Genomic DNA, 14,266 nt, shown 5'->3' on the forward strand with positions numbered 1-14,266 from the left:
CATGGGACGGAGCGATTCGGGCGACGACGTGGGCGATCGTAACGAGGATGACGGTCGCGACCTGACATTACGCTGGTCGGGTCAGATCTCGCTCACGCGGCGCATCCTCGCCGTCAATATCTTCGCGCTCTTGCTGCTCGCAGGCGGCTTTTTCTACCTCGATTCCTATCGCAGCCGTATCGTCGACAGCCGCGTCGCGCAGGCCGCACGCGAGGCGCGGCTGATCGGTGAGGCAATCGCCGCAGTCGATCCGGCGCTGCGTGAGCCGCTCATCGTTCGGCTGGCGCAGGATACGGGCTCGCAGATCCGGGTCTTCGACCGCGACGGGCAGATCATCAAGGACAGTCGCGCACTGGGGCTACGCAGTTTCGTGCTGCACGACCCGGACAAGGAAGACTGGGGGCAGGATGCCGCGCGCTTTCTCGACGCGGTCATCGACGTGGTCGTGATGGCGCCCCGCGCACCGCTTTACCGCGAACGCGGCCCGCGGCAACGCTGGCCCGACGTCGAGGACGTACGGTTGCGGCATGGCATCTCCACGACGGTCTGGCGCGCGCCCGACCGCACCCCAGTGATAACGGCTGCGGCCCGCGTGCCGGGCGGCGGCGTGGTGATGACGACGGTGAACGCGCGTGACATCACGCGCACCGTGCGTATCGAACGCTTCCGCCTGAGCATGGTGCTGTTGCTGGTCTCAATCGTGTCCGTGCTGCTGTCGCTGTTCCTTGCACGCACCATCGTCCGGCCCCTGCGCCGTCTCGCTCGGGCGGCGGTGCGGGTGCGGCTCGGGCGCGCGCGCGAAGTCGTGGTCCCTCGACTGCCGTCGCGCCGGGATGAACTGGGCATGCTTGCCAGGGCGCTGTCGGACATGAGCCTGGCGCTCAGGGCCCGCATCGACGCGACCGAAGCGTTCGCCGCCGACGTTACGCATGAAATGAAGAACCCGCTGGCGTCGCTACGGTCTGCGGTGGAAGGGTTGTCACGCGTGCAGGATCCCGCCCTCCAGGAGCAGCTGATGGCGATCGTGCGAGATGATGTCCATCGACTAGATCGGCTGATCTCCGACATCTCCGACGCGTCGCGACTCGACGCACAGCTCAGCCGGGCAAAGTTCGAACCGATCGACATGGTCAGCCTGATCGACGGCTTGCTGTCGCAGCGCCTCGCTCGCGACGTCGAACGTGAAATCCGCTTTCGCTTTGACCGCAGCGACGATGGCCCGTTCGTTGTGCTCGGCGAAGGCGCCCGGCTCGAGCGTGTGATCGAGAACCTGATTGATAACGCGGTGTCCTTCTCGCCCGACCGTGGCCTGATCACGCTGTCCGCCATGCGCGGCGCGCACGAGGTCGTCCTTCGTGTCGAGGATGAGGGCCCGGGCGTCCCTCCAGACGCACGCGATGCGATCTTTCGCCGCTTTCACTCGGTCAGACCTGACGGCGAGGCCTTCGGGCGTCACTCCGGATTGGGACTCGCCATTGCGCGTACCATCGTCGAGGGGCATCAGGGCACGATCACCGTAGAATCGCGCGAGGATCGGCTGGGCGGTGCCCGGTTTGTAATCCATCTGCCGCTGTACGCACGATGAGGGAGCTCTAGTTCTGCCTGTCCTCTCGTCCGATCGCCTGCATGCGACGACCGTCTCGATCGGCGGCCAGGGCGTCCTGCTGGAAGGACCTTCCGGCATCGGCAAGTCCGACCTCGCCCTTCGCCTTATCGACCGCGGCGCAATGCTGGTCAGTGACGACCAGACCATCGTCGTGCGGTCGGGGACCCGGCTGCTGGCGCACGCGCCCGCTTCCATCGCTGGCCAGATCGAGGTTCGGGGTCTGGGCATTATCGCCATGCCCTATGTTGTCGACATACCCATCGCCCTGCTCGTACGGCTAGGAGGACAGGTTCCGCGGATGCCCGAACTTGAGGCGCAGCGGATCGCTGGTGTCGATATCCCGGTCCTCCTGCTCGAACCACGCCAGGCGTCCGCTCCACTGAAGGTTGAACTGGCTCTGACACACGGAATTCTCGCCGCATGACGCGCCAATCAAAGCCGATCCTGCTGATCACCGGCATGTCGGGCGCGGGCAAATCGACCGTTCTCAAGACGCTTGAGGATCTGGGCTGGGAGATCGTCGACAACCTGCCGCTGATGCTGCTCGATCGGCTGCTGGATACGCCGCGCGCACAGGGACAAATGGATGATTCCACCCCCTTGGCGATTGGTATTGGCTCACAAACGCGCGATTTTGATGCCGATCGCATCATCGGGCGTATCCGCGATCTGCGCGATCGGCACGGTCTGGAAATCGGGACGCTGTTCCTCGACTGTTCGGGGGTAGAACTCGAGCGACGCTATTCCGAGACGCGGCGGCGGCATCCGCTAGCCCCCGATCGCCCCGCGGGCGACGGGATCGCGCGCGAGCGTGAAATGCTGCGGCCGCTACGCGACTGGGCGAACCGGTTGATCGACACGACCACATTGGCGGCCAACGAACTGGCGCAACAGATCCGCCATAGCTTCGCGCAGGACGATCAGGGTGCTCCAACGCTGTCGATCCAGTCGTTCGGCTTCGCTCGCGGGCTACCCCGCAACGCCGACCTCGTCTTCGACATGCGGTTTCTGCGAAATCCGCATTGGGATCCGCGGCTGCGTCCTGGGACCGGACTGGACGCCGAGGTTGCGCAATATGTCATGGCCGATCCGGCCTATGAGGCCGCTGTCAGCCGCATCGAGGATCTGCTGCTCTTGTTGCTGCCGCGCTACAAGGCGGAGGGCAAGTCCTATGTCAGCGTTGCGATCGGGTGTACCGGAGGGAGACATCGATCGGTTCATGTTGCCGAACGGATCGCCGGACGGTTGCGCGCAGAGGGTTTTTCGCCCACGGTAAACCATCGCGACCTGGGGGCCGCGCCGCAGGACTCGCTTGAGGGACCACCGGTCGGCTTATGAGTATGAAGCGTCTGATATGATCGGCCTAGTTTTGGTGACCCACGGGCGGCTCGCCGACGAGTTCGTGACCGCAATGGTCCATGTCGTCGGCCCGCAGGAACGCATCGCGGCAATCGCGATTGGCCCCGATGACGATATGGAGGAACGCCGCGCGGATATCGCGACGGCGATCGCCGAAGTCGATGCGGGACGCGGCGTAATCGTCCTGACCGATCTGTTCGGCGGTACCCCGTCCAACCTTGCCATCTCCCTGATGGAGCGGGGCCGGGTCGAGGTGATTGCCGGGATGAACCTGCCGATGCTGATCCGGCTGGGGTCGGCGCGTAAGGCTATGACGGTCGTGGCGGCGGTCGCTGCCGCCCGCGAAGCCGGCCGGAAATATATATCTGTCGCATCCGAGGTCCTCGGCGAGGCGGCGGCGTGACCGCGGTTGCTCGCACTGTCCTGATCACCAACCGCCGGGGATTGCATGCCCGGGCCAGCGCAAAGTTTGTCACACTCGCCTCCTCTCAGCCTTGCGACGTGCTGGTCGAGAAGGACGGCGCGGGCAGCGTGACGGGAACGTCGATCATGGGGCTGATGATGCTCGGGGCCGCGATGGGTGACTCGATCGTCATATCGGCGACCGGCGATGGCGCGGACGAAACCGTCGCCCGGTTGGTCGAGCTTGTCGAAGCCAAGTTCGGCGAGGATTGAGCGCCCTTCCCCGCAGCGCTTGCCGCGCCGGGTTGCTGCGGGCATGAGCAGCGCGTGCTGACCAACCTCCCCTGTTTCCGCGCGCCGAAGGGCCGATAAATGCCTCGCGAAATTACCGCCTTCTCGAACCCGTTGATCAAATATGTCCGTGATCTTCGCGACAAACGACATCGCAAGGCTGCACGGCAGTTCCTTGCCGAGGGGTTGCGGATCCTGACCGAGGCGCGGGAAACGGGCCGGCTGCCCCGCACGCTTTTCTACGCCGCGGCGAGCGCCAACCACCCGCTGGTCCATGCGCTGTCGATGGATGTCGAGGAGGCGGGCGGCGAATCGATCCAGACGACGCCGGACATCCTGTCGAAGCTGTCGGGCAAGGACAATCCGCAGGCGGTGGTCGGCGTGTTCGATGAGTTCGACGCGGCACTCGAGGATCTGGACCGGACCAGTGCGGGGATCTGGCTGGTCGCCGAGCGCCTGCGGGATCCGGGCAATCTCGGCACGATCCTGCGGACCGGCGATGCCGTCGGGGCGGGCGGGCTGATCCTGATCGGCGAGTCGGTCGATCCGTTCTCGGTCGAGGCGGTGCGGGCGAGCATGGGGGCGCTGTTCACCATTCCGGTCGTCAAGACCGAATGGGCGCCGTTCGAGGCCTGGCTGCGCAGCGGCCCCGGGCAGCTGGTCGGGCTGAGCCTCGACACCGAGACCGATTACCGGGCGGCGACGTACGGCGCCCCGACCTTCCTGCTGACCGGCAACGAGGCGCAGGGCATGCCGGCGGAGATGGCCGAAGGCTGCGACACGCTGGTCAAGATTCCGATGCTGGGCAAGGCCGACAGCCTTAACGCGGCGGTGGCCACCGCGGTGATGGCCTATGAGGTTCTTGCCCAACAGCGTTGAACATACGGGCTAAACGTCCGCGGTCTCCGGCTTTTCGATCAGTGCCGGCCCCTCGCCCAGCGCCAGCGCGTCGATCGACGACACGTCCTCGAGATCGCGCGCGCCGGTCTCGATATTGAGGTCGCGGAACTTGCGGCCGGTGACCATCAGGCGGCCGTTGAACGAGTTGGTGAAGCCGTTGAAGTTCTTCACCGCGCTGTTCAGACCGACCCCGACCTTGCGCAGATCGTCGGCGACCTTGGCGAGCCGGTCGTGCATTTCCTTGCCGAGTTCGCCGATCTTGCGCGCCTCGTTGGCGAGCTTTTCCTGCCGCCAGACCGCGGCGACGGTCCGGGCGATCGCAATCAGATTGGTAGGAGTGGCGAGTAACACCCTCTTTTCAAAGGCGAAATCCCAGAGCGTCGGATCATGCTCGAGCGCAGCGGAGAGGAAATGCTCGCCGGGGACGAACATGATCACATAATCGGGCGTGTCGGCGAACTGGCTCCAATAGGCCTTGTTGCCGAGCCCGTTGACATGCGCGCGCATCGACGCGGCGTGTGCCGCCAGACCAACCAGCCGCTCGGCCTCGTCGACCGCACCGAACGCATCCTGATAAGCGTTGAGCGAGACCTTGGCATCGATGACGAGCGCGCGGCCGCCGGGGACGCGGATGATCGCATCGGGGCGAAGTCGGGCGCCGGCGCGCTCATCGGCATCGCCGACCGCGACGCTGACCTCGGTCTGGAAATCGGTATGTTCGCTCAGGCCGCAGGTTTCGAGCACGTTCTTCAACTGCTGCTCGCCCCAGCGACCGCGTGACTTGGGGGCGTTGCGGAGCGAGTTGACGAGCTTGGCGGCTTCGGTCGAGACCTTTTCCTGGCCGAGCCGCATCTGCTCGATCTGCCCCTTGAGATCGCCGAACGCGTCGCGGCGCTCCGCCTCGACCTTGGCGACACCCTCTTCATAACGTTGCAGCCGGTCGCTGACGGGCTGGAGCATCGACTTGAGGTTCTGCCCGGCGGATTCCTCCGACTGGCGGAAGCGGGCGTCGGCGCGGTCGAGGAAGGTCTTCTGCGCGTCACTCAGCAGCTTGTTGGCGACGTCGCCAAACTGCGCGGCCATCACGTCCTTGGCGTCGCGGAGTTCGACCAGTCGCGCTTCGAACGCCTCGCTGCGGGCATGCTCGGTGGCAAGTTCGGTGCGCGCGGCGTCGCGGTCGGCGCGGATCGTCGCGAGATCGGTGCGCAGGCGGTCCGCCTCCCCGGCCCGCTCGGCATTCTGCGCGCGCAGCGTGGCGAGATCCTGGAGCGCGGCATTGCGCTCCTGCTCGACCGCATCGCGCGCGGTGCGGACCAGATCATAGTCGGCGGCCCGCGTTCTGGCGACCGCGAGATCGCTTGCGAGTGCGCCGGCACGACGCGAGGCGAGCAGCCAGCCGAGCAGCAGTCCGGCGGCGGCCGCGAGCAGCGCTACGATCACGAGTTCGGTCATGCTAGCGTCCCAATGTTGTGAATGTTGAGACGATAAGCGGGTTTTGCGCCGAGATTCGTACAATTTCCGGCTGCGGGACCGGCCATGCAGGGTTTGGGCGCGGGCGGCTGGGGGGGCACGGTCTGGAAGGTCATCATTGGAACATAGCACGAACGACGTGGGTGGGACAGAGGGATTTTCCTACCTTCGGGCGTTGGCCTTGGTCGATACTGTAGCAGAGTTAGGCTTTGCCGGCGGTAGTGAGTTATCGCCGGGGACGTGCCAACTGGGCCCCGGCCTTCGCCGGGGTGGTGTTTGTGGGGGGTGCGCCGCCCCTCGTTGCGGAGCGGTCCCGGGTGGGCTTCGGTGTTCGCTGCGGGGTGTTCTTGGCGTGTGCCGTCCGCGATTGCGGGGGGCATCCCTGCCTGGGCCCCGGCCTTCGCCGGGGAACTGGTCTGGGTTGGCCGGTCGGCTTAACCACCGGCGCCGGATCAGCCGAGCTTGCGGGCCTTGGCGAGTTTCTTGAGGACCATGTCGCGCTTGAGGCGGCTGATGTGGTCGATGAACAATACGCCGTCGAGATGGTCGATCTCGTGCTGCATGCAGGTCGAGAGCAGGCCGTCGAGCTCTTCCTCATGCGCGGCGCCGGTCTCGTCGAGCCACTTCACGCGGCAGCGGGCGGGGCGGACGACCTCGGCATATTGCTCGGGGATCGAGAGGCAACCCTCGTTATAGGTCGACATCTCTTCGCTGACCGATAGGATCTCGGCGTTGATATAGGCCTTGGGATTCCTGATCGGCTTGTCCTCTTCGTCCTTCTCTTCCTGAAGGTCGATGACGAGGACGCGCTGCTGCACGCCGACCTGAGTCGCGGCGAGGCCGATGCCGTTGAAGTCGTACATCGTCTCGATCATGTCGGCGACGAGCGTACGGGTGGAATCGTCCACCGACGCCACCGGCTCCGCGACGAGGCGCAGGCGGGGATCGGGGACTTCGAGAACGGTCATGACGGTCATGCTGCGCAGCTAGGTTCCGCGCGATGAGCCGTCAAGCATTTGGGTTAGCCCGCGACGATCAGGCCATCGGGCGACGCGCGCGCAGCGCCTGGGCGAGCGTGCCCTCGTCGAGATAGTCGAGCTCGCCACCCACCGGCAGGCCGTGCGCGAGCTGCGTGACGCGGACGGGGAATCGTTCGATCCGTTCGGCGATGTAATGCGCGGTGGTCTGGCCTTCGAGCGTCGCGTTCATCGCGAGAACGACCTCGTCGATCCCCCCCGCCTCGATCCGGCGGACGAGATTGTCGATGCTGAGATCCTCGGGACGGATCCCTTCGAGCGCGGACAGGCGACCGCCGAGCACGTGGAAGCGACCGGGGAACAGCCGCGAGCGATCGAGCGCCCAGAGATCGGCGACCTCCTCGACGACGCAGAGCGAGCGCTGGTCGCGGCGCGGGTCGGCGCAGATCGCGCACGGGTTGGTCGTGTCGACATTGCCGCAGACGCTGCAATTCTCCAGCCGCTCGTCGACCGCGGTCAGCGCCTCGCGCAGCGGCCCCAGCGCGGCGTCGCGCTTCTTGAGCAGATGCAGCACGGCGCGGCGTGCGGACCGGGGGCCGAGGCCGGGGAGCCGGGCCAGCGCCTGCGTCAGCGCCTCGATCTCGGGGGATGCCATCACGACCAGATAGGGGGTTGCGTCGCTCCCCGCCAGCGTGTTCGAGAGGGGCATGCGGATCATCTTCATGGGAACGCCGGACTTCGCGGTGCCGGTGCTGGAGGCCCTGGTCACGGCGGGGCATGACTTGGTGGCGGCCTATTGCCAGCCGGCACGCCCGGGCGGGCGTCGCGGGCGCGAGCTGGTGCCGTCGCCGGTCCAGGTCCGGGCGGAGGCGCTGGGCATCGCGGTTCGGACGCCGGTGTCGTTCAAGGCGTCGCTGCCCGAGGGGCTCGCCGCGCGGGAAGCGTTTGCGGCGCTGGAGGCGGATGTCGCGGTCGTGGCCGCCTATGGCCTGATCCTGCCGCGCGCGGTGCTCGAGGCGCCGCGGCTCGGGTGCCTCAACGTCCATGGCTCGTTGTTGCCGCGGTGGCGCGGGGCGGCACCGGTGCAGCGCGCGATCCTCGCGGGCGATGCCGAGACCGGGGTCGGGATCATGCAGATGGAGGCCGGGCTGGATACCGGGGCGGTTCGGCTCGAGGGGCGGACGCCGGTCGCGGGCAAGACCGCGGGCGATCTGACCACCGAACTGTCGGTGATGGGCGCGCGGTTGATGGTCGAGGTGCTGGGCGATCTTGACGCCTACCCTGCCCGGCCGCAACCCGAAGAGGGCGTCACCTATGCGGCGAAGATCGACAAGGCGGAGGCGCGGATCGATTTCGAGCGGTCGGCGATCGAGGTCGAGCGGCTGGTGCGCGCGATGAACCCGGCGCCCGGCGCGTGGTTCGAGGTCGCCGGCGAGCGGGTGAAGGTGCTGGCGGCGGACGTGTTGCCGTTCAGCTTTCTCGGGTGCGAGGGGCTGACCGTGAATGACGAGCTGACGATCGGGTGCGGCGACGGTGCGATCCGGCCGACCCTGGTGCAGCGGGCCGGGCGCGGCGTGACATCGGCCGAGGAGCTGCTGCGCGGGTTTGCGATTCCCTCGGGGACCCAGCTTTGACGCGGTTCGCGCTGACGGTGGAGTTTGACGGCCGGCCGTTCATGGGCTGGCAGCGGCAGAAGCATGGGCCGAGCGTGCAGGCCGCGCTCGAGGCGGCGGTGCTGAAGATGACCGGCGAGGCCGTGTCGGTGCAGGCGGCGGGGCGGACCGATGCGGGGGTGCACGGGATCGCGATGCGCGCGCATGTCGATATCGAGAAGCCGGTCGCGGCGTTCCGCTTGATGGAGGGGCTGAACGCGCTGGTCAAACCGGCGCCGGTGTCGGTGCTGGCGTGCGAGGTGGTGCCCGACGACTGGCATGCGCGGTTCTCGTGTATCGGGCGGTCGTACGAGTATCGGATCGTCAACCGGCGTGCGCCGCTGAGCTTCGAGGCGGGGCTGGCGTGGCAGGTGCCGCAGCCGCTCGATGCGGACGCGATGGCCGAAGCGGCGCGCGCGCTGGTCGGGCGGCACGACTTCACGACGTTTCGGTCGGCGCATTGCCAAGCGGACAGTCCGGTGCGGACTTTGGACCGGCTCGACGTGGTGCGCGAGGGCGAGCGGCTGTTCGTCTACGCGGCGGCGCGGTCGTTCCTGCATCACCAGGTGCGGTCGATGGTCGGGTGCCTGGCGCTGGTCGGGATGGGGCGCTGGGCGGTCGGCGATGTCGCGGACGCGCTGGCGGCGAAGGATCGGGCGATGCTGGGGCTCAATGCACCGCCCGATGGGTTGTTCTTCGTAACCGCGGTTTATCCCTGAGAAATTAATATCTTAGCGGACGAACTTCGCAGCGAGTTCGACATGGGTGGACCAGAGGAACTGGCCGACCGGCTGGATCCAGTCGATCCGCCAGCCGGCGTCGCAGAGCTCCTTGGCATCGCGCGCGAAGCTCGCCGGGTTGCACGAGACGTAGACGATCACCGGCGTCTTCGACGCGGCGAGCGCGCCGGCCTGTTCGCGCGCGCCCGAGCGGGGCGGATCGATCACCACCGCGTCGAACCGGTCGAGCTCGGCCACCGTCAGCGGGCGGCGGTAGAGGTCGCGGTGTTCGGGGAAGACCGGGCGCTGCAGGCGGTGCGCGGCGGCCTTGAGCGCGGTCAGCGCGTCGCGCGCGCCCTCCGCGGCATAGACCTTCGCCGGGATCGCGAGCGTGAAGGTGCCGAGCCCGGCGAACAGGTCGGCGACGGTGGCGGGCGTACCGATCGCCTCGAGCACTGCTTCGGTGAGCGCGGCCTCGCCGTCGGGGGTCGCCTGGAGGAACGAGGCGGGTGGCAGCGGCACGGGGACGCCGCCCAGCGTGATCGTCACCGCATCGGGCTCCCAGCGCGTCTCCGGCCCCAGACCATCGTCGAACGCGACGCGGGCGATGCCGTGCTCCTCGCAGAACCGGGTGAGCGCTTCGGCGGCGGGGAGGCCTTCGGGCGCGAAGCCGGTGATGAGGATGTCGGCGCCCTGGTCCGCGAGCGTCAGGTGGATGTCCGCACGGCGGCGGAAATTAAGGCGCTTTAGCAGGGTGCGCAAGGGAGAGACGAGCGCGAACAGACGCGGATCGAGGATCCAGCATTCCTTGATGTCGACGATCAGATGCGCCTTCTCGGCGGTGAAGCCGAGCGTGATCCTGCCGCCCTTCGCCTCGGCATGCAGCGTCGCGCGGCGGCGGCTGCGGACCGGCGAGATGTGCGGGGTGCGGATCGGCGCGGACAGGCCCTGCCCGTCGAGCGCGGAGGCGATCCGGTCGGTGACGAAGGCGCTGTAGCTCTCGTCGTCGAGATGCTGGAGCTGGCAGCCGCCACAGGTCGGGAAATGGACGCAGGGCGGCGTCTGGTGGTGCGGGCCGTGGGTCACGCTGCCGTCGGCCGCGAGCGTGTCGCCGGGCGCGGTGAAGGCGGCGTGGCGGCCGTCGGCGGTGATGCCGTCGCCGCGCGCGGCGACGCGGACGATGGTGTCGGTCGTTGGGTCACTGGTCATAAGGACGCTCTGGCCGACCGGAGCGCATCCGCCAAGTCATCGGCGATAAATGCCGGCCCGGAGCGACGCGCAGCCTCGCCGTGAAGCCACACGCCCGCGGCGGCGGCGGCGAGCGGATCGAGCCCTGCGGCGAGCATCGCGCCGATCGCGCCGGCGAGGACGTCGCCGGTGCCGGCGGTGGACAGCCAGTCGCTCGCGCCGGGGGCGAGCCGGACGCGGCCGTCGGGTGCGGCGATGACGGTGTCCGCGCCCTTGAAGACGACGATCGCCCCGGTGCGCGCGGCGGCGTCGCGGGCGCGGGTAATCTTGTCGTCGGCCGATCGCCCGAACAGCGCGTCGAACTCGCCGGCATGCGGGGTGAGGATGACGGGGACGGTGAGCGCGCGGATCCGGTCGGGATCGAGCAGGCGGAGCGCGTCGCCGTCGAGGACGAGCGGGTGGCTGGCCGCCAGCGCGGCGTCGAGTCGGACGCGGGCGGTATCGTCGCGGCCGAGGCCTGGGCCGATGACGAGCGCGCCGATCCGGTCGTTGGCGAGCGCGTGGTCGGAGAATGCCGCACGGACGAGTGCGTGCGGCGGGCCCGCGCTGTCACCGAGCAGCGTCACATAGCCCGCGCCCGCGCGCATCGCGGCGAGCGCGGCGAGGTCGGCGGCGCCCGCCATCGTGCCGGCGATGACCCCGACCATGCCGCGGGTGTATTTGTGCGCATCGGGTCCGGGGGGTGCGAGGTGCGGGCTTTTGAGTACTTCGATCTGGCTGGTGACGGGGACGCCGATGTCGAGGAGGCGGATCTCGCCGCAATAGCGGGCGGCGGGCTGGAGCAGGTGCACGGGTTTGAGTGCGCCGAGGGCGAGCGTGAGGTGGAAGACCGGGGGTGTGGTGAGCGCGTGGCCGGAGTCGGTGGCTAGGCCGCTGGGGAGGTCTATGGCTATGGCGAGGGTGGCGGCGGTGGTTAGGGTGTGGAGGCGCTCCACCACAGATACCTCCCCGGCGGAGGCCGGGGTCCAGTTGGGCGAACCGGGCACGTCGTCGATAGCGGTGCCCAACTGGGCCCCGGCCTTCGCCGGGGGGGTGTTTGGGGTTTGGGGAGAGGTACCATTCAAGGGTCGGGTGAGGCCGGTGCCGAAGAGGGCGTCTACCAGGACGGGCGCGGGCTTCGCTTCGGCGAGCGCTTCGATGGGACCGGGCCACCCTGCCCTTGCCGCGCTGGCAGCGTCGGTGCGGGGTTCGGACAGTGCGGCGACGCGGACGGTTGCGCCCAGTTCGGCGAGCACGCGCGCGGCGACATAGCCGTCGCCGCCATTGTTGCCGGGACCGCACAGGATCAGGATAGCGTTCGATCCCGCCAGACGGCGGACCGCGTGCGCGATCGCGGTGCCCGCGCGGTCCATCAGCGTATCGACCGTGACACCGGTTGCGATCACCGCATCCTCGGCCGCACGCATCTCGGCGGCGGTCAGGACGGGCTGGCCCTCGATCCGGATCATGAGCCGTTCGCGTCCGGTTGGATTGTCGCCGGGAGGCGGTAGCGGTCGGTGCCCAGCGCGACGTCGATGCTGCCGGGCGTGGATGCCGTGACGCGCGCCCGCTCGGCCCCGTCGGCGGCGATGACGCTGCGGCCGTCGGGGGCGACGCGCAACTTTCGGAAGCCGCCATCGGCGTGGCGGAGGGTCAGGATCACGCCATCTGCACCGCGCGCCTGCTCGATCGTGCAGTCGGGGGCCAGGGCGGCGGCCCCCTTGGCGCAGGGGACATGCATGACGGGTGGGTCGTCGCGGCGCGACGCCGTGTCACCGGCGTCGGGCTTGCCGCTCCCGCAGGCTGCCAGCGGGAGTGAGACAAGCCCGACAAGATACTGCGATCGTTTAGATATCCGCGTAGACATGCGTTTCGGCTGCGGCTCCCGGGTGCGTGACCGCGCCCTTGTACGCCGGACCGACGGTCTTCGCATAGCGCCACAGCGCGCCCGAGCCGTAATCGGTCTTGCGCGGGACCCAGACCGCGCGGCGTGCCGCCATCACGTCCTCGGGAACATCAAGATCGATCGTCCCCGCCTCGGCATCGATATGGATGATGTCGCCATCCTCGACGAGCGCGATCGGGCCGCCATCGGCGGCTTCGGGGCCGACATGGCCGATGCAGAAGCCGCGCGTGCCGCCCGAGAAACGGCCGTCGGTGATCAGCGCGACGCTCTCGCCCATGCCGAGGCCATAGAGCGCGGCGGTGGTCGAGAGCATCTCGCGCATGCCCGGGCCACCCTTGGGACCTTCGTAGCGGATGACGATGACCTCGCCCTCGTTGATTGCGCGCGCCTCGACCGCGGCGAAGGTGTCCTCCTCGCAGTCGAACACGCGCGCCGGGCCGCTGAACTGAAGCCGGTGCATGCCCGCGACCTTCACGATCGCGCCATCGGGGGCGAGACTGCCGCGCAGGCCGACGACGCCACCCGTCGGGGTCAGCGGGGTGCTGATATCGTAGATGACCTTCTGGTCGGGGTTCCACGTCACCTGGTCGATATTCTCGGCCAGCGTCTTGCCGGTGACGGTCATGCAGCTGCCGTCGAGGAATCCGCCGCTGAGCATCGTCTTCATCAGCATGTAGACGCCGCCCGCCTCGTACATGTCCTTGGCGACATACTTACCACCGGGTTTGAGGTCGGCGATATACGGCGTTGTCTTGAAGATCTCCGCGACGTCGAACAGGTCGAACTCGATCCCCGCTTCCGACGCCATGGCGGGCAGATGCAGCGCGGCATTGGTCGACCCGCCGGTCGCGGCGACGACTCGCGCCGCATTGATGAAGGCCTCGCGCGTACAGATGTCGCGTGGACGGATATTGTCGGCCAGGCACTCCATGACCTGCGCGCCGGCGGCGACCGCGATCTGTTCACGCGTCGTGTAAGGCGCTGGCACCATGTTGCTGTTCGGAATGGACAATCCGATCGCTTCCGCAACGCAGGCCATGGTGTTGGCGGTATATTGCCCACCGCATGCGCCGTGGCCCGGGCAGGCGACCTTCTCGAGCGCATGCACCTCCGACAGCGGGCAGGCGCCAGCGGCATATTTGCCGACGATCTCGAACACGTCGACGACGGTGACGTCGCGTTCCTGATAGCGGCCGGGCAGGATCGAACCGCCATAGACGAACACCGACGGGATGTTCAGGCGGAGCATCGCCATCATCATGCCGGGCAGCGACTTGTCGCAGCCGGCAAAGCCGACCAACGCGTCGTAGCAATGGCCGCGGACCGAGAGTTCGACCGAGTCGGCGATGACTTCACGGCTGACGAGGCTCGCCTTCATCCCCTGATGCCCCATCGCGATGCCGTCGGTGACGGTGATCGTGTTGAAGCGGCGCGGCATCCCGCCGCCCTGGATGACGCCCGCCTGCGCGGCATCGGCCTGCGCGTCGAGCGTGGTGTTGCAGGGGGCCGAGTTGTTGCCGGCGGACGCAAGCGCAACGAACGGACGCGCGATATCCTCTTCGGGGATACCCATCGCGTAGTAATAGCTGCGGTGCGGCGCACGCTCTGGACCGACGGAGACATGCCGGCTCGGCAGGCGCGATTTATCGAATATACGGGTCATGGCGACCGCCTATGTCGCGAGACGGGGCCTTTACGCAAGACAGTTGCGTATGGATTTGCAGTTTTATCCGCCGCGGCCGCGGCCAGACGAGGAC

At 68.0% G+C, this 14,266-nt stretch carries 15 protein-coding genes; 8 read left to right on the forward strand and 7 right to left on the reverse strand.

What is annotated here, in order from left to right; all coding sequences use genetic code 11:
- Position 1: 1 nt before the first annotated feature.
- The 6 genes from C8J24_RS15435 (at position 2) to C8J24_RS15460 (ending at position 4,537) form a co-directional block, all read left to right on the forward strand.
- A complete protein-coding gene (locus C8J24_RS15435) occupies positions 2 to 1,585 on the forward strand; it encodes a sensor histidine kinase (protein ID WP_107933749.1) in 1,584 nt (527 codons plus the stop codon).
- Positions 1,586 to 1,598: 13 nt separating this feature from the next.
- A complete protein-coding gene (locus tag C8J24_RS15440; protein ID WP_107933752.1) occupies positions 1,599 to 2,030 on the forward strand; it encodes an HPr kinase/phosphorylase in 432 nt (143 codons plus the stop codon).
- Positions 2,027 to 2,944, forward strand: a complete 918-nt coding sequence (gene rapZ, locus C8J24_RS15445) for an RNase adapter RapZ (protein WP_107933754.1) — start codon at positions 2,027 to 2,029, stop codon at positions 2,942 to 2,944. Before C8J24_RS15440 ends, rapZ begins: the two co-directional genes overlap by 4 nt.
- Positions 2,945 to 2,960: 16 nt before the next feature.
- Positions 2,961 to 3,368: a PTS sugar transporter subunit IIA gene (locus tag C8J24_RS15450; protein WP_107933756.1), complete on the forward strand. Its 408-nt coding sequence runs from the start codon at positions 2,961 to 2,963 to the stop codon at positions 3,366 to 3,368.
- Complete coding sequence (locus tag C8J24_RS15455; protein ID WP_031393409.1) at positions 3,365 to 3,640, forward strand: HPr family phosphocarrier protein; 276 nt, start codon at positions 3,365 to 3,367, stop codon at positions 3,638 to 3,640. The genes C8J24_RS15450 and C8J24_RS15455 overlap by 4 nt, the downstream gene beginning before the upstream one ends.
- Before the next feature lie 99 nt (positions 3,641 to 3,739).
- A complete protein-coding gene (locus tag C8J24_RS15460; RefSeq protein ID WP_107933758.1) occupies positions 3,740 to 4,537 on the forward strand; it encodes a TrmH family RNA methyltransferase in 798 nt (265 codons plus the stop codon).
- 9 nt (positions 4,538 to 4,546) lie between these two features.
- Here the strand turns inward: C8J24_RS15460 and C8J24_RS15465 are convergent, their stop codons facing one another.
- The 3 genes from C8J24_RS15465 to recR all read right to left on the reverse strand — a co-directional run bounded on the left by C8J24_RS15465 (position 4,547) and on the right by recR (position 7,660).
- Positions 4,547 to 6,010: a DNA recombination protein RmuC gene (locus C8J24_RS15465; RefSeq protein ID WP_107933760.1), complete on the reverse strand. Its 1,464-nt coding sequence runs from the start codon at positions 6,008 to 6,010 to the stop codon at positions 4,547 to 4,549.
- Between the two features lie 470 nt (positions 6,011 to 6,480).
- The gene (gene def / locus C8J24_RS15470; protein ID WP_031438987.1) at positions 6,481 to 7,005 is read right to left on the reverse strand and encodes a peptide deformylase; all 525 of its coding nucleotides are present in this window, start codon (positions 7,003 to 7,005) and stop codon (positions 6,481 to 6,483) included.
- Positions 7,006 to 7,063: 58 nt separating this feature from the next.
- Positions 7,064 to 7,660, reverse strand: coding sequence for a recombination mediator RecR (gene recR, locus C8J24_RS15475; RefSeq protein ID WP_031393413.1), 597 nt, complete (start codon positions 7,658 to 7,660; stop codon positions 7,064 to 7,066).
- 52 nt (positions 7,661 to 7,712) lie between these two features.
- Here recR and fmt point away from each other — a divergent pair, with 52 nt between their 5' ends.
- Both fmt and truA read left to right on the forward strand, forming a co-directional pair.
- On the forward strand, positions 7,713 to 8,639 hold the full coding sequence (gene fmt, locus C8J24_RS15480) for a methionyl-tRNA formyltransferase (RefSeq protein WP_107933762.1): 927 nt from the start codon (positions 7,713 to 7,715) through the stop codon (positions 8,637 to 8,639).
- A complete protein-coding gene (truA, locus tag C8J24_RS15485; RefSeq protein WP_107933764.1) occupies positions 8,636 to 9,376 on the forward strand; it encodes a tRNA pseudouridine(38-40) synthase TruA in 741 nt (246 codons plus the stop codon). Before fmt ends, truA begins: the two co-directional genes overlap by 4 nt.
- Before the next feature lie 12 nt (positions 9,377 to 9,388).
- Here truA and C8J24_RS15490 read toward each other — a convergent pair whose 3' ends face one another.
- From C8J24_RS15490 to ilvD, 4 genes are all read right to left on the reverse strand, one after another.
- Positions 9,389 to 10,585: a class I SAM-dependent RNA methyltransferase gene (locus C8J24_RS15490; protein ID WP_107933766.1), complete on the reverse strand. Its 1,197-nt coding sequence runs from the start codon at positions 10,583 to 10,585 to the stop codon at positions 9,389 to 9,391.
- Entirely contained in the window at positions 10,582 to 12,072 is a 1,491-nt protein-coding gene (locus tag C8J24_RS15495) for an NAD(P)H-hydrate dehydratase (RefSeq protein ID WP_107933768.1), read from the reverse strand. Before C8J24_RS15495 ends, C8J24_RS15490 begins: the two co-directional genes overlap by 4 nt.
- Positions 12,069 to 12,344 (reverse strand): hypothetical protein, encoded by a 276-nt coding sequence (locus C8J24_RS15500; protein ID WP_107933770.1) that lies wholly within the window; start codon positions 12,342 to 12,344, stop codon positions 12,069 to 12,071. The genes C8J24_RS15495 and C8J24_RS15500 overlap by 4 nt, the downstream gene beginning before the upstream one ends.
- 106 nt (positions 12,345 to 12,450) lie before the next feature.
- Positions 12,451 to 14,172 carry a dihydroxy-acid dehydratase gene (gene ilvD, locus C8J24_RS15505; RefSeq protein WP_031440068.1) on the reverse strand — a complete coding sequence of 574 codons (1,722 nt, stop codon included), beginning with the start codon at positions 14,170 to 14,172 and terminating at the stop codon, positions 12,451 to 12,453.
- Positions 14,173 to 14,266: the final 94 nt, after the last annotated feature.

It is taken from the genome of Sphingomonas aerolata (assembly GCF_003046295.1).
GTDB lineage: Bacteria > Pseudomonadota > Alphaproteobacteria > Sphingomonadales > Sphingomonadaceae > Sphingomonas > Sphingomonas aerolata.

Bases quoted from the DNA above. Each gene is read 5' to 3' on its own strand.
- C8J24_RS15435 (WP_107933749.1), top strand. From the start codon at position 2: ATGGGACGGAGCGATTCGGGCGACGACGTGGGCGATCGTAACGAGGAT.
- rapZ (WP_107933754.1), top strand. From the start codon at position 2,027: ATGACGCGCCAATCAAAGCCGATCCTGCTGATCACCGGCATGTCGGGC.
- C8J24_RS15450 (WP_107933756.1), top strand. From the start codon at position 2,961: ATGATCGGCCTAGTTTTGGTGACCCACGGGCGGCTCGCCGACGAGTTC.
- C8J24_RS15460 (WP_107933758.1), top strand. From the start codon at position 3,740: ATGCCTCGCGAAATTACCGCCTTCTCGAACCCGTTGATCAAATATGTC.
- C8J24_RS15465 (WP_107933760.1), bottom strand. From the start codon at position 6,010: ATGACCGAACTCGTGATCGTAGCGCTGCTCGCGGCCGCCGCCGGACTG.
- def (WP_031438987.1), bottom strand. From the start codon at position 7,005: ATGACCGTCATGACCGTTCTCGAAGTCCCCGATCCCCGCCTGCGCCTC.
- recR (WP_031393413.1), bottom strand. From the start codon at position 7,660: ATGGCATCCCCCGAGATCGAGGCGCTGACGCAGGCGCTGGCCCGGCTC.
- fmt (WP_107933762.1), top strand. From the start codon at position 7,713: ATGCGGATCATCTTCATGGGAACGCCGGACTTCGCGGTGCCGGTGCTG.
- C8J24_RS15490 (WP_107933766.1), bottom strand. From the start codon at position 10,585: ATGACCAGTGACCCAACGACCGACACCATCGTCCGCGTCGCCGCGCGC.
- C8J24_RS15495 (WP_107933768.1), bottom strand. From the start codon at position 12,072: ATGATCCGGATCGAGGGCCAGCCCGTCCTGACCGCCGCCGAGATGCGT.
- C8J24_RS15500 (WP_107933770.1), bottom strand. From the start codon at position 12,344: ATGCATGTCCCCTGCGCCAAGGGGGCCGCCGCCCTGGCCCCCGACTGC.
- ilvD (WP_031440068.1), bottom strand. From the start codon at position 14,172: ATGACCCGTATATTCGATAAATCGCGCCTGCCGAGCCGGCATGTCTCC.